14 protein-coding genes are annotated in these 17403 nt (G+C 43.7%); 12 read left to right on the top strand and 2 right to left on the bottom strand.

The features are described 5' to 3' along the window. Positions 1 to 168: 168 nt before the first annotated feature. Together rpmE and NO992_RS22025 are read left to right on the top strand one after the other, a co-directional pair. Entirely contained in the window at positions 169 to 384 is a 216-nt protein-coding gene (gene rpmE / locus NO992_RS22030; RefSeq protein WP_010607053.1) for a 50S ribosomal protein L31, read from the top strand. Between the two features lie 768 nt (positions 385 to 1152). Next, positions 1153 to 2394 carry a malic enzyme-like NAD(P)-binding protein gene (locus NO992_RS22025; RefSeq protein ID WP_069020522.1) on the top strand — a complete coding sequence of 414 codons (1242 nt, stop codon included), beginning with the start codon at positions 1153 to 1155 and terminating at the stop codon, positions 2392 to 2394. 81 nt (positions 2395 to 2475) lie between these two features. Here the strand turns inward: NO992_RS22025 and metJ are convergent, their stop codons facing one another. Then, a complete protein-coding gene (gene metJ, locus NO992_RS22020) occupies positions 2476 to 2796 on the bottom strand; it encodes a met regulon transcriptional regulator MetJ (RefSeq protein WP_010368921.1) in 321 nt (106 codons plus the stop codon). A 344-nt stretch (positions 2797 to 3140) separates the two neighbouring features. On the opposite strand from metJ, the gene metB reads away from it, so the two are divergent. Continuing rightward, a complete protein-coding gene (metB, locus tag NO992_RS22015; RefSeq protein WP_039494015.1) occupies positions 3141 to 4361 on the top strand; it encodes a cystathionine gamma-synthase in 1221 nt (406 codons plus the stop codon). Between the two features lie 4 nt (positions 4362 to 4365). Further along, positions 4366 to 6714, top strand: a complete 2349-nt coding sequence (gene metL, locus NO992_RS22010) for a bifunctional aspartate kinase/homoserine dehydrogenase II (protein ID WP_371380480.1) — start codon at positions 4366 to 4368, stop codon at positions 6712 to 6714. 75 nt (positions 6715 to 6789) lie between these two features. Here the strand turns inward: metL and NO992_RS22005 are convergent, their stop codons facing one another. After that, on the bottom strand, positions 6790 to 9246 hold the full coding sequence (locus NO992_RS22005; protein WP_371380478.1) for a penicillin-binding protein 1A: 2457 nt from the start codon (positions 9244 to 9246) through the stop codon (positions 6790 to 6792). A 129-nt stretch (positions 9247 to 9375) separates the two neighbouring features. Between NO992_RS22005 and NO992_RS22000 the strand changes: the two genes are divergently transcribed. The 8 genes from NO992_RS22000 to NO992_RS21965 all read left to right on the top strand — a co-directional run bounded on the left by NO992_RS22000 (position 9376) and on the right by NO992_RS21965 (position 17358). Next, a complete protein-coding gene (locus tag NO992_RS22000; protein WP_010368913.1) occupies positions 9376 to 10455 on the top strand; it encodes a pilus assembly protein PilM in 1080 nt (359 codons plus the stop codon). After that, on the top strand, positions 10443 to 11015 hold the full coding sequence (locus tag NO992_RS21995) for a PilN domain-containing protein (RefSeq protein WP_010368911.1): 573 nt from the start codon (positions 10443 to 10445) through the stop codon (positions 11013 to 11015). The genes NO992_RS22000 and NO992_RS21995 overlap by 13 nt, the downstream gene beginning before the upstream one ends. A 16-nt stretch (positions 11016 to 11031) precedes the next feature. Further along, complete coding sequence (locus NO992_RS21990) at positions 11032 to 11637, top strand: type 4a pilus biogenesis protein PilO (protein ID WP_371380476.1); 606 nt, start codon at positions 11032 to 11034, stop codon at positions 11635 to 11637. Continuing rightward, on the top strand, positions 11634 to 12176 hold the full coding sequence (locus tag NO992_RS21985; RefSeq protein ID WP_010368907.1) for a pilus assembly protein PilP: 543 nt from the start codon (positions 11634 to 11636) through the stop codon (positions 12174 to 12176). Before NO992_RS21990 ends, NO992_RS21985 begins: the two co-directional genes overlap by 4 nt. After that, positions 12166 to 14232, top strand: coding sequence for a type IV pilus secretin PilQ (locus NO992_RS21980; protein ID WP_069020527.1), 2067 nt, complete (start codon positions 12166 to 12168; stop codon positions 14230 to 14232). Before NO992_RS21985 ends, NO992_RS21980 begins: the two co-directional genes overlap by 11 nt. Positions 14233 to 14382: 150 nt before the next feature. After that, the gene (aroK, locus tag NO992_RS21975; RefSeq protein WP_010607062.1) at positions 14383 to 14901 is read left to right on the top strand and encodes a shikimate kinase AroK; all 519 of its coding nucleotides are present in this window, start codon (positions 14383 to 14385) and stop codon (positions 14899 to 14901) included. 24 nt (positions 14902 to 14925) lie between these two features. Continuing rightward, positions 14926 to 15996 (top strand): 3-dehydroquinate synthase, encoded by a 1071-nt coding sequence (gene aroB / locus NO992_RS21970; protein WP_017217254.1) that lies wholly within the window; start codon positions 14926 to 14928, stop codon positions 15994 to 15996. Further along, positions 15997 to 17358 (top strand): AAA family ATPase, encoded by a 1362-nt coding sequence (locus tag NO992_RS21965; RefSeq protein WP_371380473.1) that lies wholly within the window; start codon positions 15997 to 15999, stop codon positions 17356 to 17358. Positions 17359 to 17403 lie beyond the last annotated feature (45 nt).

Below are 17403 nucleotides of genomic sequence, written 5' to 3'. Positions count from 1 at the left end.
AGGTAGTACGAATTGAAAACGTACTCTGCGACGGTGATAAAAAACTCTGAAATATTGCTTGTAGATTGTTCAGTTAAGCACTAAAATACGCGTCCACATTTTTGTATAACTACGTATGGTGCCAGACTTCGGGTTTGGAGAGCGATACGGCCTTAACTAGAGGTTGCTATGAAAGAAGGTATTCACCCTAATTACGAGACGATCACTGCATCGTGCTCTTGCGGTAACAAGTTCGAAACTCGTTCAACGCTATGTAAAGATATTCACCTAGACGTATGTTCTGCATGTCACCCGTTTTACACTGGTAAGCAGAAGATCCTTGACACAGGTGGCCGTGTAGATCGCTTTAACAAGCGTTTCGGTGCACTTAGCAGCAAGAAGTAATCTTGTTGGTCTAGTCGAAAAAAGCACCTTAGGGTGCTTTTTTTGTGCCGGTTTGAAAATACCTTCCCGATTTATACATCCTGTTTTTTACCAACAGACCGCCAGTCATCCCGCCTTCATTGTGTCTTTTATTCTTCTAAAATAGAAAACTTGCCAGTTTGGCAGCAAAACTTTACTGATCTCTTGGGTAGAGTAAAAACTCTATTTAGTAGATAAATATTCAACATTTACGAGCTTAAGTTGTGAAAATAATCAAAGCTCATATAGTAAATAGTATCAGCTATGAGCACTTTATATAAACTAAAGTCATTATGTTGCGACTAAATGTAGGTATCTTGACGTTAAAATTGGTTAAGTTGCAATTTTCTTATTGTTTTTATAGTTAGTGTACATCTGTGCTAATTTTCTGCATTTTGTGCTGGTTTTAGCGTCTTGTTTTTTAAGTTTTAGTCACATTGTTTGTGAAATATTTCTTAAAATTGAGCTTATCTTCTCGGAAAAGTATAGAAAATACCGTGCTAGTGGATAGACCTGATTTTACTTGAATAATGAGCAAAACTCGGTATTGTGTGAATACGGTCGATTAACTATATGTCCTATTGACATACCGCGACAGCAAAGCACAAACGCTTGTTGAGTGGTTGAATGTCGTCGCTCATATAGTTAATCGCACTGTGTGTTGCTGTAATCAGCTAGCTAGGTTGCCAACATTCAGAATGCGAACGTTTACCACACTCTCACATTAACTTCGTAGGAAAATATCGCGCCATGACAGATTTTCGTCAACAAGCTCTAGATTATCACGAGAAGCCCGTTCCAGGTAAAATCAGTGTTGAACTCACTAAACCTGCCGAGACCGTAAAAGACTTAGCACTTGCATATAGCCCAGGTGTTGCAGAGCCAGTACGTGAAATCGCGGCTGATCCGGCGAATGCATACCGTTACACGGGTAAAGGAAATATGGTTGCGGTGATCAGTAATGGTACGGCAATTCTTGGCTTGGGTAACTTAGGTCCTTTGGCGTCAAAGCCTGTTATGGAAGGTAAGGCGCTATTATTTAAGCGTTTTGCGGGTCTTGATTCAATCGATATCGAAGTTAAGCACAACACCACCGAAGATTTCATCAATACTGTGGCAAATATCGCAGACACATTTGGTGGTATTAACCTCGAAGATATTAAAGCGCCAGAGTGCTTTGAAATTGAGCGCGCGCTAATCGAACGTTGTGACGTTCCTGTATTCCATGATGATCAGCACGGCACCGCAATTGTAACCGCTGCGGGTATGCTGAATGCGTTGGAAATCCAAGGTAAAGATATTCATGATGCGATTATTGTGTGTCTTGGCGCGGGTGCAGCCGCTATCGCTTGTATGGAATTACTGATCAAATGCGGTGCTCAACGTGAGCACATCTATATGCTGGACAGAAAAGGCGTGATCCATACTCGTCGTGATGACCTAAATGAATACAAAGAGTTGTTTGCAAACAACACGGATAAGCGTACGTTACAAGACGTGATTGCGGATGCGGACGTATTTGTTGGTGTTTCTGGCCCAGACTTACTTTCTGCTGAGGATCTAAAGCTAATGGCTGACAAGCCCGTGGTATTTGCTTGTTCTAACCCAGATCCAGAGATCAGTCCTGAAGTTGCACACGGTGCTCGTAATGATTTGATCATGGCGACTGGCCGCTCAGATTATCCAAACCAAGTAAATAACGTGTTGTGTTTCCCGTTTATCTTCCGTGGTGCGCTTGATGTACGTGCGACTGCTATCAATGATGAGATGAAGATTGCAGCGGTTGAAGCAATTAGAACGATTGCGAAAGAGCCTGTGCCTGCTGAAGTGTTAAAAGCGGCTGACGTGGATAGTCTTGAGTTTGGTCCTGAGTACATTATTCCAAAACCAATGGATCCGCGTTTGTTACCTCGTATCGCAAAAGCGGTAGCGGTAGCTGCAATTGAATCAGGCGTGGCACAAATCGATATGCCAGCTGGATATATGGAATAATACCATTGGTATTATCCAAATGAAAAAAGCCTCGATTGAGGCTTTTTTTGTGTCTGTATGTCCACAGAGAAAGAGTAGTTATCACTCTTCGTTTATTTCTGGGATCTCCAAACCGCGTTCTTCCATTATTTGTCTTACTTCTAACGGAATACGCTCTGGATTATCTTTTCTCAAGTCTTCATCGCTCGGCAGTGGCTGACCTGTGAAGGCGTGTAGAAACGCCTCACATAAAAGCTCACTGTTCGTGGCATGACGTAAATTATTCACTTGGCGACGTGTACGCTCATCAGTTAGCACTTTGAGTACATTCAGAGGTATGCTCACCGTGATCTTTTTTACTTGCTCTGCTTTCTTACCGTGTTCTGCATATGGGTGAATATACTCACCGTTCCATTTTGCCATAATTGTGTACTTGCCTCAGTTACATCAATGCCAATATGACTGGGTTCTGGTCTACATTATTCATCAACCGCATGAATATAGGGATAACTTTACGAATTAAAGATAAATCCTAAATTCAAATAGATGAATAAACTAATCCGCCATAGCGAGATAGAAGAATCTCTGCCATAGTTTTCAATAACTCAGTCGTATTAGCAACGCCTAGAGTGGCGAAATTTTATCGGTTTAAAAAAGATAGTCAAATACTAGTTATTTAGCCATTTAGCAGTATAAATGTTTTGACTTCTAGTTTCTGTTGTTCTAACCTTTTAGACGTCTAAACATCCAACTATCTAGGTGACCTTATGAGTCAAGTTAACAAATCGACGGTTGCAGTGCGTCACGGTATAGAAGCTGATAAAGCACATGGGGCAGTAGTGCCACCGCTTTACCTTTCTACCACCTATTCTTTTGCCGATTTTGATACCAAACGCGACTACGATTATGGCCGCAGTGGTAACTTTAATCGTGATGTGCTTGCACAGGCACTGACTGAACTTGAAGGTGGTGCTCGTGGCATTATTACCGCCACTGGCATGGCTGCTGTTCACCTAGTAACTCAGCTACTTAACCATGACGATACGCTGGTTATTCCACATGACTGTTACGGTGGTAGCTATCGCTTGTTTACATCGCTTGCTAAGCGTGGACTGCTCAAATTAGCCGTGTTGGATCTCACGCAACCTGAAAGTCTTGCACAGCTGCAGCAGATCAAACCTAAATTAGTTTGGATTGAAACACCAAGTAACCCAATATTAAGGCTAACGGATATAGAAGCTGTCGTAAATGCAGCACGCGCTGTGGGGGCTTTGGTCGCCGCCGACAATACCTTCTTGTCTCCTGCACTACAAAACCCCATTGCCTTTGGCGTAGACGTAGTCGTGCATTCAACTACTAAATATATCAATGGCCATTCTGATGTCGTGGGGGGCGCGGTGATCGCGCGTACGCAGGAGTTGGGTGATGAGTTAGCTTGGTGGGCGAATAATATCGGTATTACCGGCGCGCCTTTTGATAGTTATCTTACTTTACGTGGACTGCGCACCTTAAACGTGCGTTTACGCCAGCATCAAGAAAATGCCCAGCTGATTGCGGAGTATTTAGAAAAGTCCCCGTATGTTAGCCAAGTTTATTACCCAGGCCTTGAGTCGCATCCTCAACACGAACTTGCGAAAAAACAACAACTCGGTTTTGGTGGTATGGTGAGCTTTGATATCAAAGGCGATCTGCAAACTTCAGCGAAGTTTTTAACGTCTCTAACGCATTTTTCATTGGCAGAATCTTTAGGTGGGGTTGAGAGTCTTATTTGCCATCCAGCGACGATGACACACGCAGGTATGGATCCGCAAGCACGTTTAGAAGCGGGAGTGGGCGACACGTTAATTCGTATTTCTGTGGGCATTGAAGATGCACAGGATCTCATTGCAGATCTGGAATCGGGATTTGCATGTATTGATGAAAGTCAGGCGAGTGATGATGCTAAGTCATTCAAGTTAACGCCTGCACATACAGTAGCGTTGTGGTGAGTAAATGGCAAAAGTAGTACATAAGTTTGGTGGTTCGAGTTTAAGCTCGCCAGAGCGTTATCAGGCGGTTGCCAAGATAGTGTTAGAGCAATGTCAACTAGGTGACAGTGTTGTGGTTTCTGCTGCAGGAAAAACAACGAATACTCTAGTGAAGTTATGGCAAAGCTTTGAGCAGCAAGATGTTCGTGCATTCAACGATGTTTTATTACAAGTTGAAAATCATCAACGAGAATTAATTGATGCTCTGTTTGTAGGTGAACAACACAGTGTGTTACTCAAACAGCTCGTCAATGAGCTGCAGGCAATCGCTTTAGGGCGAGAAGAGCAGCAACTTCACTACGCGAGTTTACTTGCACATGGAGAGCGATGGTCAGCTCGTATATTAGCAAACTACCTCAGCTCTCAAGGTGTTGAAGCCAAAGCTATCGACGCTCGTACGTTATTTGTACAACAAGAGGGAGTGTTACTCCACGCCCACAACAAAGAAGCGTGCTATCGCGCTATTGATGATCACGCTATCTATATCGTTACCGGTTTTATTGCCGCAAATGCACAAGGTGAAACGGTGACTTTAGGCCGAAATGGCAGTGACTATAGCGCAACTTTGTTGGCAAGTTATCTTGATGCGGCTCAAGTATCAATTTGGACGGATACAACTGGTGTATTCAGCACTGATCCACGTAAAGTCGCCAATGCCATAAAATACACTAAGGTATGCCGTGGCCAAGCTGAATTACTCGCACGATTGGGTAACCCTGTATTACATGCAAAAACGCTGTCTCCACTTAAAGATACCGATATAAAACTACAAGTTCGTAGCAGCTTTGATGCCGATGCGCTTGGCACTGAGATAGTAAAGGCAGGCTATAGCAAAGAGAAGCGCTTTATTACCACTTTTGGACAACTTGACCTGTTACGCGTTGAGCAGCTAAAAAGTGGTGAAGTAAAACAGCTAAGCCAGCTTATCCAGCATAGCATTCATCATTTTGTTAAAGGTGGAGAGGCACACTTACTGGTGCCATCTGAGTTTAGCCATGTTGTGATCAAAGCGCTGGATTCGCGAGCCAATATTATTGAGTCGCAAGTTCAAGGCTTTGCTATTGTTGCACCAAGTCAGGATGTCGCTGGCTTACATCAGCAGGCACTGGAGCTATTGGATGAACATGCGATTGTCACCCGTTTTGTGCTGCAAGAGCGTCATTACAGCTTAGTGTTAACCGATCAAGCAATTGATAGCGATCTACTTGCTATATTGCACGAACGTTTGGTCAATAAAGGCAGAGAGCTTGCTGTGATTGTGGCTGGTGTTGGCAATGTGGGTGAAGTGTTTATCGAACAATGCAAAAACCAAGTCGCTAAGCTGAGTGAGCACTTTGATCTTAAGTTGGTTGGCTTACTGCGTTCTAAGCAAATGTTGTTTTGTCCAAGCGGGTTGAATTTAACATCGTGGCAACAGCAATGGCAAAATGAGGCTATCGAATACAATGAAACAGAGCTATTCACTCGTATTAAAGAGCTAGATTACGAGCATAAAGTGGTGGTCGATATTACTGCGAGCGAGCGTTTCAGCGAGTTATATCCGCAGTTTGTTGAACATGACTGCCATTTGATCAGTGCCAATAAATATGCCGGCACGGCACAACAAGGTTGGTACTCCAAGCTGCGTCAGCAGTTGCAAGAGCGTAACCTGTTATGGCGTTACAACACCAGTGTTGGCGCAGGTCTACCCATTAACTTTGCGTTGGCTGATCTGCAAAATAGTGGTGATGAAGTGGTGAGAATTGAAGGCGTCTTTTCTGGCACTTTATCTTGGCTTTGTAGTCGCTATGATGGCTCTGAAGCATTTTCTGAGTTAGTGCTTGGAGCGCAAGAGCTTGGTTTTACCGAGCCTGATCCACGCGAAGACCTATCTGGCCGAGATATGCAGCGTAAGCTTTTGATCTTAGCACGAGAGTTAGGCATTGAACTTGAGCTTGACGATATTGAATTAGAGGCGTTAATGCCTGAGTCCTTGAGTGTGGGTTCATGGCAAACGTTTTTAGAAAATCGCCAGCAACTCGATGACTTTTATGCGACACACTATGCAAAGGCCACAGCGAATGACGCTGCGCTTCGCTATACTGGTGCGCTTGAAATTGCAAGCAATGGCAAAGTGTCTGCAAAAGTAGGCATTGCACAGGTACCAAACGGCTCGGCAATCGCGAATTTAACACCGGGTGATAATATTTTTGTGATCCACACTAAATGGTATGAACAAAACCCACTGGTGATCCAAGGCCCCGGAGCAGGCAAAGAAGTGACAGCAGCGGGAATACATTCCGATTTATTCTGGCTAACGCAAAATCTAAAATAGCTCTATTAAGAAAATAGATATAATACAACTGGTATAAGACAAAAATGCCGATACATCTGTATCGGCATTTTTATTCTAGAATAACTCTTCGTGAGTGGGTAGCGGCGCGGTATCGTCAAACGGTGTGCTGCTATCCGTATCTAATACGTATTTGGTTGGGGCTGTACCTTGCTCGAAATATTCAAACCGAGATGTGTAATCGTTCTTACGGGACAACAGCCCTGTCTTTAAATCAATCCGAGTTGAAATAAGCCCTGGAGGTGGCTCTATCGGGGCCAAAGGCTCATCTTTAAGTGCCTCACGCATAAAGTCTATCCAAGCAGGTTGTGCTGAAATCGCACCTGCTTCTGCGCCAACAAGTTGGTTATCACCAAGGTTAGCGTTGTAGGCCGCACGACCCAAGGATTTACTCGCATCGTCAAAGCCAACCCAAACGGTGGTGAGGACATTACGGTTAAAGCCCGTAAACCAAGTATCTACCGAGTCATTGGTGGTACCCGTTTTTCCAGCAAGATCACGACGTTTTAACCATTGACCACGCCAGCCTGTGCCGCTCCAGCCCGTGTCATGTTTCCAGCTACCGCCACCCCAGATTGCACTATGAAGTGCATCAGCAATCAGAAATGCGTTTTGCTCCGAAATCACTTGCGGTGCACAGCGCTCAGGTTGTTCTTCCAGCTGCTGTTCGTCGCAGACCAATAATGGCTCTGCCGAACCCAGCTCAGTGCCGAATGAGTCGGTAATTTTATCGATAAAGTACGGCTCAATCAGGTGACCGCCGTTGGCAAAAGTGGCCATGCCGCGCGCCATTTCAATAGGAGTCAGTGCAGCACTACCAAGCGCCAATGACTCACTGCGATTTATATCAGCGTCTTGGAAACCAAATTTAAGCAGATGATCAGCAGCCTTATTTATGCCAACACCTTTGATCAAACGAACAGATACCACGTTTTTCGATTGTGCAAGTGCTCGGCGAATACGAATTGGGCCGTTATACACTTCAGGGCTATTTTTTGGACGCCAAGCCACGCCAACGCTTCTGTCCCAATGATTAATCGGGGCATCATTAAGGATGGTGGCTAGGGTATAGCCATTTTCTAATGCGGATGAATAAATAAAGGGTTTGATGTTTGAACCCACTTGACGCTTAGCTTGGGTAGCACGATTGTATTGGCTAAGCTCAAAGCTATAGCCACCCACAATCGCCTTTACACGCCCATCCTGCGGGTCGAGTGAGACAAGAGCACTGGATGCCTGCGGTAACTGACTTAACATCCAGCCGTCGTCTTGTTTGCGGACAAACACTTGCATGCCCGGCGCGAGGATATCTGCGGTTGTTTTTGGTGGTAAGCTCTGACGCGTTTCACTGATGTATTGTCTAGCCCAACTTAAGCCTGACCATTCCAATGTAATTTGCTCACCGGTTTTTAAGAGCAGGTCGGCCGCTTTTTCTGCAATGTTTAGCACCACAGCGGCTTTTAAAGGTCCAATTTCATTGACCTTTTTAAGGCGAGTAATAATGTCTTCATGGCTGAGCGGCGATTCCGTCTCAGCATGCCAATAGGTTTCTTCTGCGCCTCTAAAGCCGTGACGCATATCGTAGGCATGTAAATTATCAACTAATGCATGCTGAGCAGCCTGTTGCATGTCAGATTCCACACTGGTGTAAACTTTCATGCCAGAGTTATAGGCTTTATCAGTACCGTAGCGTTCGACCATATAGGCGCGAACCATTTCAGAAATGTAAGGTGCATACAGCTCAATTTCGGCACCATGGAATTTAGCTGTGATGGGAGCTTGTGTCGCCTCATCATATTCTGCGCGGGAAATATACTTTTCAGCAAGCATTCGTCCGAGCACAACATTCCGGCGCAATTGCGCGCGCTCTGGGTTACGAATTGGATTTAACGCAGAAGGCGCTTTTGGCAGGCCTGCAATCATTGCCATTTCTGCTAAAGTTAATTCTGATAGTGAGCGACCGTAGTAGACTTGTGCTGCTGCACCGATACCAAAGGCGCGATTACCCAGTTCAATTTTGTTTAAGTAAAGCTCAAAAATTTCATCTTTCGTTAATAGCTGCTCAATATGCAACGCAATAAAGATTTCTTTCACTTTACGAATATAGGCTTTCTCTCTTGTTAAGAAAAAGTTTCTGGCAAGTTGCATGGTGAGCGTACTGGCTCCCTGCTTTTTTTGCCCTGTGGTGATAAGCACTAAAGCGGAGCGGACGATACCTATCGGGTCAATGCCGAAATGATCGTAAAAACGGTTATCTTCTGTCGCTAAGAATGCTTTGCGCATGGGGAGTGGAACATCCTGCAAACGTACAGGGATCCTGCGCTTTTCACCAAACTGATTGATGAGTTTTCCGTCTCGTGTAAAGACTTGCATGGGTGTTTGTAGTTGAACATCTTTCAAAACCTCTACACTTGGTATGTCAGATTTGACATAATAATAAAGACTGATAAGTGTCAACACGCCTAAAAGGGTACAAACAAAAACGAATTGTAAAAATCTTTTCAATAATTTCACGGAATTATCCCTAGTTAGACTCCCAATTACAGGTAGACACTGCTAGTATATCTTGATTAAAAAACGATTAATATTTTTGTGTGCTAAATTTTTATGGTACACAGTCTTAAAAGGAAACAGGCGCTTCACATGCTGAGCCAACTACTAAAAAAACAAGCACCTCTGATGATAGGGATCGATATCGGTTCCCATTGTGTCAAAGCGGTGTTGCTGTCGAAGACAAGTTCCAGCTACCGAGTAGAAGCCGTTGCGATTGAACCTATTCCGAAAGGAGCAGTAAATGAAAGGGCCATTCAAGACATTGAAGCGATCGGCAACGCGATAACTAAAATGAAGCGGCGCATTCCAAAGCTCACGCAATATGCAGCAGTTGCCGTATCCGGTCAGACCGTGATTACAAAAGTGATCTTTATGGATGTGTCATTAACTGATGCTGAACTTGAGTCCCAGATAGCTATTGAAGCAGATAGCCTGATCCCTTACCCGTTAGATGAAGTTAGTCTAGATTTTGAAAAAATTGGAGTAAACGAAGCCGATCCGTCAAAAATGAATGTGCTGCTCTCTGCGGCTCGTACCGAAAGCGTGCAAGCACGGGTAGGCGCATTGGAAGAAGCTGGTTTCAAAGCGAAAGTTGTTGATGTAGAAAACTACGCACTAAGTAGAGCCATGGATGTCATTTACCCTGAACTGCCAAATGATGCCTTTGATAAAATCGTAGCAATGATAGATATTGGCGCTGTGCTTACGTTGATAAGCGTTATTCAATCTGGGAAAACGATTTATACCCGTGACCAAGTGTTTGGTGGTGAGCAATATACCAACAGTATTGTTGCTTATTACAACAAAACCTACGATGAGGCAGAACTGGCAAAAACAACGGGGGATTTACCGCCAAACTATACCTTTGAAGTCTTGGCTCCTTTTCAAACTTCTATGCTGCAGCAAATTCGTCGAGCAGTGCAAATGTTTATGACGACTAGTGGTAAAGATCATATTGACTACATCGTGTTGACGGGTGGAACAGCTTTGGTAGATGGCTTAGATAAACTGCTTATTGATGAGCTTGGGATCCACACAATAGTGGCAGACCCGTTTACAGACATGGAGATTGCACCAAAAGTAGATAGGCATGTGCTGCAAAAGCATAAAGCGCAGTTCGCCTTAGCGACAGGCTTAGCACTAAGGAGCTTCTCATCATGCCACATATAAATTTGCTACCTTGGCGCGAGCAGCAAAGGCAAGCGTCGCAACAAATCTTTTTGACTATCATTGCGGTGATCATCGCGGCTTGTCTGTTGTTAATGTACTTGCTTGGCAGCTTCTATGACGGCTTGAAAACCGGGCAAGAAATTAAGAACCGCTATCTCGAAAGTGAGATCTCTCAACTTGATTCCCGGATAGTTGCTATTAACGACTTGAATAAGCAAAAAGAAAACTTACAGCGCCGCATTCGGCTTATTGAAGAGTTACAGCTCAACCGTAGTCTCGGCACGCAAATTATCGATGAAATAGCACGAGTGGTTCCGGCTGGGGTTTATCTCACCAGTCTTGAACGGCAAGACAATATGATCAAAGTCATTGGTCGAAGTGAATCGAACAACCGTTTATCACAAATGCTACGACAAGTTGAATCGTCTTATTTATTAGAGCGACCTGTGATCCAAGGTATAGTAGCCGGTGAGCAAAGTTCAAAATTACTGAGTGATTTTACCATGCATTTTTATGTTAAGTCTCATGAAGACATCCACTTAGCCGATAAAGCGAAATAGGGCGGAGGCACAGTGCATGAATTTTGACTTAAACAGTTTAAAAGAAATCGATTGGAATGAGCTGGAGCTAGACAACATAGGTCATTGGCCTTTTCCTGTAAAAGTTTTATGTTCCATTCTCGTGGTTTTATTGATGATGTTATTGGGTTATAACCTGATGGTCTCAAGCTCAATTGACCGCTACGACCAAGCGGTTAAAAAGGAGCAGGAGCTAAGAACGAGCTACCGAATAAAATACGCCAGAGCAAATAATCTAGAGCTTTATAAACAGCAAATGATAGATATGGAAGCGCAATTTACAGAGCTGTTGAGACGACTGCCAAGTTCCAACGAAACGCCAGGGTTACTTGATGATCTGACTTACGTTGGTACTTCAAGCGGATTAACCTTCCTAAAAATTGGCTGGATGCCAGAGGTACGTAAAGAGTTTTATACCGAATTACCGATTAAGTTAGAGGTGATTGGTAAGTATCATGAATTTGGTCAGTTTGTGAGTAAAGTATCTGAGTTACCTCGAATAGTCAGCCTACACGATTTTAGAATCGAAAATGCAGGAAATGGCGAGCTGGTATTTAGTGTCGTGGCAAAAACTTATCGCTATGAGCAAGGAGGTCAGAAATGATCCGACTGATGCTCTGCGTGACCACATTGATGTTCATCTCAGGTTGTAATGATAGTACGGCAGAACAAAAAGAATTTATTGATCAGGTAAAGGCAAGCTCAACGCCAAAAATCGAGCCTATACCTGAAATGCAAAATTATGAACCGTTTAAGTATAGCGCTTCAGAGTTACGTAGTCCTTTTGTTGCGCCACAGCCCGAAGTGATTGAAAATAAACTCGTTCAAATTAAAAACTGCTTACACCCAGATCCAGATAGAGATCGCTATCCGTTAGAGAAGTTTCCATTGGATAATCTGCGTATGAAAGGCATTATCGCCAAATCTGACGGTCGTTGGGCGCTAATCGAAGCGGCAACGCAGGGGTTATATCGTGTTAAACGTGGCGAATATATGGGTTTATATCATGGCAAAGTGCTAAGTGTGCATGCCGATCATTTAGAATTATTAGAATTGATCCCAGATGGAACGGGATGTTGGAAAGAAAGGCTAACAAAAGTGGAAATGTTAGAAGCGGAACAAGGTGGCGCGAGTGAATACTAACAATAACGTTATAAAATCAACCATTAAAAGCACTCGAACACTATGGCGTTCCGTGCTCGGTGTTGCCTTAGTTGGCCTTTCGTCAATAGCGCATGCCATTCCTATGTTGTATGACATTCGCTATAACCCTGTGCCAACAGGGGAAACCCAGCTACAACTGGTGTTTGACGAAAAACTCAATACAGAGCCAAAAGTTCGAGTTGTTGGTGAAAGTGCTAGTATCGAATTATTTTTCCAGCAGGCTGAGTTTGAAGAAAGCTTAAAAGCATTGAGCATTAACAAGGCTGGCATTCAAGGCATTACCAGTGAACTCAGAGATGGCGGTTTTGCCGTTTCCATCAACATGGATGAGCTGAAGCTATATAAAACCGAGGTTAAGAATAATCTTGTGATAGTGGAAGTATCTAACAAACCGATTGTCTCCGAACAAGATCAAAGCCAAAAAGTCACCGCATTTATTAACCAAATTCAAGCTATCGATTTTCGTCGCGGTGAGAAAGGTGAGGCGAAGGTATTAGCGTTTTTAGAGCACAATCAAGCTGCTATTGATGTACAAGAGCGCGGTGGCAAAATCATTGCGGACTTCCACCATATTGATATTGCAGAAGACCTGTTATATGAACTTGATGTGTTAGATTTTGGCACTGTGGTATCTCGTATCGAGACCTTTAAAGAAGACAATAAAAGCCGCATTGTGATTGAGCCAAATGCGGCATTCAAGTTTACCTATCAGCAGCTTGATAACATCTTTACGTTATCAGTTGAAAAAGACGAGGGTAATAAAACCTTTGGCGATAAAAAAGAGTATAAAGGTCAGCCAATCACGTTGAATTTTCAGGATATTCCAATTCGCTCCGTACTACAGATCATCGCCGATACAAACAACTTCAATCTGGTAACGAGTGACACGGTATCTGGCAATATAACCCTGCGTTTAGACGGTGTACCTTGGGATCAAGCGCTTGATGTTGTGTTACGTGTGAAAGGGCTAGATAAGCGTATGGATGGCTCTATTTTGATGGTTGCACCATCAGAAGAACTCGCAGCAAGAGAAGCCAAAGAATTACAAGCGCGTCAGCAAGTGGAAGAGCTAGAGCCATTATATAGCGAGTATATTCAACTTAATTACGCGAAAGCGGAAGAGTTTGCAGACTTACTTAAAACAGATATCAACTCTATTATTAGCCATCGTGGTAGTGTGTCCGTTGACAAACGTACCAATACTTTATTAATTAAAGATACCTCGCGCAGTATTGAAAGTGTGCGCCGGATGGTGGAAACCTTAGATGTGCCAGTAAAACAGGTGCGTATTGAGTCGCGTATGGTTACTGTGGATGATACCGTACAAGAAGACTTAGGTGTCCGCTGGGGCTTTAGCGACCAGCAAGGTAGCGATGCTATATCTGGTACGCTGGAAGGCGCTGATGCTTTGTCCAATGGTAACATCCCGTCTTTGGAAAATCGCTTGAACGTTAATTTAGGCGTGAAAGGGGTTCCTGCTGGTAGTATTGGTATGCACATTGCTAAATTGGCGGATGGCACACTGATTGATCTCGAGTTGTCAGCTTTGGAACAAGAGAACAAAGGCGAGATAATTGCGACGCCAAGTATCACCACGGCCAATCAGAAAAAGGCGCGTATTGAGCAAGGTACAGAAATTCCTTACGTAGAGGCATCGTCAAGTGGTGCAACGACGGTGAGTTTCAAAAAAGCGGTTTTAAGCTTGGAGGTGACACCGCAAATTACACCTGATAATAAAATAATTCTCGACTTAGTGATTACACAAGACACTAAAGGTGATACCGTGCAAACGCCAAATGGCCCGGCGACGGCAATCAATACCCAAGAGATCCAAACACAAGTACTGGTCGAAAATGGTCAAACTATCGTACTGGGTGGTATCTATCAGCAAGAAGTGAAAACAGCAGTAAGTAAGATCCCAATTTTGGGCGACATCCCATATTTAGGTCTATTGTTTAAGAACTCTCGTGATATTAATGAGAAGCGAGAATTGCTGATATTTGTGACGCCTAAGATCATTCAAGACAGTTTATAGGCCCGTTGACAGTAAAAGTATTACGCTTTTTGCGTGGTTTGACTTGAAATTGTTCACGGATTACTGAGATAATCCCCTCCTTAATTTTGGGGCCAGGTCGTTAGGCGGGGTTTTATTTCAAATTTTAGAGTTCGTTTGTACTAAAAAGATATGGCTGAGAAACGTAATATATTTCTAGTAGGCCCGATGGGGGCTGGTAAAAGCACGATTGGTCGTCACATTGCAGATCAATTACACCTTGAATTTTTCGATTCGGATCAGGAAATTGAGCGCCGCACAGGTGCCGATATTTCTTGGGTGTTCGATATTGAAGGCGAAGAGGGGTTCCGCAAGCGTGAGGAAAGCGTCATCTCTGACCTAACAGAAATGCAAGGCATTGTGTTAGCGACAGGTGGTGGCTCTGTGATCAGCAAAGAAGTGCGCAACAAGTTGTCTGCGCGCGGTATTGTTGTTTACCTAGAAACGCCGATCGAAAAACAGGTAGCTCGTACTCAGCGTGATAAGCGTCGTCCATTACTACAAACAAGTGAAGACTCACGTGACGTACTAGAGCGCTTAGCCGATGAGCGTGAACCACTATATAGAGAAGTGGCAGATCACGTTGTTCGTACGGATGAGCAAAGCGCTAAAGTAGTTGCAAACCAAATTATTGAAAAATTAGATTTCTAATAACAACACCGTAGGAGGGAAGCCATGCTTGAATTAAAGGTTGATTTAAACGAGCGAAGCTATCCCATCTTCATCGGTGAACATCTCTTATCAGATGAAGGACGACTTAAGCAGTATGTTGGGCAAAGTCGTCCTGTTATCATCACCAACACCACCATCGCACCTTTATATTTAGACAGTCTGTTAGCGATATTTGACGCTCAAGAGCCGCTACATTTTGTTATCCCTGACGGTGAACAATACAAATCGCTAGAATGGTTTGAAAAGATCTCTGCCTTTTTGCTTGAGCATAATTGTGGTAGAGATACGTGTTTAATTGCCCTCGGTGGCGGCGTTGTTGGCGATTTGACTGGTTTTGTTGCGGCATGCTATCAGCGTGGTGTTCCATTTATTCAGATCCCTACGACTTTGTTGTCACAAGTCGATTCGTCAGTTGGTGGTAAAACTGCGGTAAATCATCCGTTAGGTAAAAACATGATTGGTGCTTTCTATCAGCCAAAAGCGGTTTTTATCGACACTAAGACCTTAAGTACATTACCTGCAAGAGAGTTTGCTGCGGGTATGGCTGAAGTCATTAAATATGCGTTGATCTATGATGCATCCTTTCTTGATACATTAACGGATCAGCACCCTCAGCTCAGCGCACTAGATGCTGAAAGCCTTCAACAAGTTATTTATAAGTGTTGTGCAATAAAAGCTGAGATCGTCGCCAAAGACGAAACCGAAGCTGGATTGCGTGCATTACTTAATTTGGGTCACACCTTTGGCCATGCGATTGAAGCGCAAATGGGCTATGGTAATTGGTTGCACGGTGAGGCTGTTGCTGCTGGAATGATGATAGCTGCAAACCTTGCTTGCCAGCGCGGCGCGCTTAGTACTGCTGATGTTGAAAAGATCCGTCGCGTTATTGCGCTTTATCAATTACCGACAGAAGCGCCTAGCGAGATGAGCGCAGCGCAGTTTTTACAACATATGCGCAAAGACAAAAAGAACAAACAAGGCAAAATTCGCTTTATTCTGCCAACGCAACTAGGTCAATGTGCGCTAGTGGATGATGTTAGCGATGAAACCGTGGTAACTCTAATAGGTCGTTAAATGCAGTCGCAAATTTTACCAAGCAGAGCTGCATTGGTAGATAGAATTGCTATGCAATTCGACTATGGCCAAAACCTGATAACCTTAGTCGGCTCTTCAGGTCTTGGTAAAAGCTACCTTGCAGAATCGTTTCTTACCGATAAATATCCAGACTTTAACAAAGCGTTTGTAAAGCTGACAGCCAGTACTCAAGAGTTTGATGTGGTGAGGCAGCTGCTTGAGCATAGCTTTCGCAGTCCTCTCATTGATCAGAAGTTATCTCTAAGTGAAAACTTCATGTTGCTCCACGATGAACAAGCTTGTGGACCATGCTTATGGGTTTTAGACAACGTTAGGCATTTAACCCAAGAGCTTGCGGAACAACTACAAAAGCTCGCAAAATCTTCTCGCGAAATAATTTACATACTCGCTACGGCGCAGCAGCCTCAGCTGATCCCTGAAAGTTTGGATATTCATATCGAGCCTTTATCCATGCTCGAGAGTAAGCGTTTGATGAGCATGTTTTACAAAGACTTACCACCTGATGAAGATCCTATTTTTAATACGTTTGTAGCTGAAGCTCGAGGTAATCCGAGTGTATTACTTTCTTGGCAGCCGCAGCAACAGAGTCTGAATTTACGTGAACAAAGTTCAAAAGTGAGTAGCAAATCACAATGGCAATGGTATGTCATTGCGCTTTGTTTGATACTGACCGCGTTAATGGTTGCTTTAGTGTATAAGCAAGAATTAAAACGATACTGGACGCCAACTCAAGATAATGAAGAAGCCGTCGCTACTGCTATTGATGCGCAAGCTGTGTTTGAAGCGCCAATTACTACAGTTGAAAAAGTTGAAGTTGAAAACAACGTACAACCAGAGTTGCCAGCCGAAGCGCCAACGCAAGTCGAAACTGCGCCTGTTGGCAGTATTTTATCTGCACTAACCGAAACAAAAGAAGATACTACAAACAACAATAACGCGCTATCAGAGCAAGCGAATGCAGCTGAAGAAGCCAATGTTGATAGTACTCCGGCCACTTTATCGCCGGTAAAAGAGCCTCAGTACGCAGAGCCTGAACCATTGACGGGAAACCCTTGGTATCTCAGTCGTTCAGATGATGAATGGGTTATCCAGTTACTTGCGGTGACAGAAAGTGAGATTGCGGCTGGGTTTATGGCGGAGCATAACGAGGTAGTGACACAGCAGTTTACTGTCTTAAGAAACGGCCGAACTTGGTTTGTAGTTACTACTGATGCTTATGAGAGTTTGGCCTCAGCGAAGCAAGCAAAGGCGGTATTGCCTGAGGCGCTACGAAAAGGTCAGCCATTTTTTAAGAGAATGAGTAAAATTAAACAAGAAATTACTCAGTCTCTCGGTAATTAGCCACATTTAGTGTAAAATCGCGCAACCACTCACGACATAGAACGA

This window comes from Pseudoalteromonas sp. DY56-GL79 (genome assembly GCF_041414765.1).
GTDB lineage: Bacteria > Pseudomonadota > Gammaproteobacteria > Enterobacterales > Alteromonadaceae > Pseudoalteromonas > Pseudoalteromonas piscicida.
Note: the sequence above shows the minus strand (reverse complement) of the source record. Positions and strands in the feature narration are given on the sequence as shown.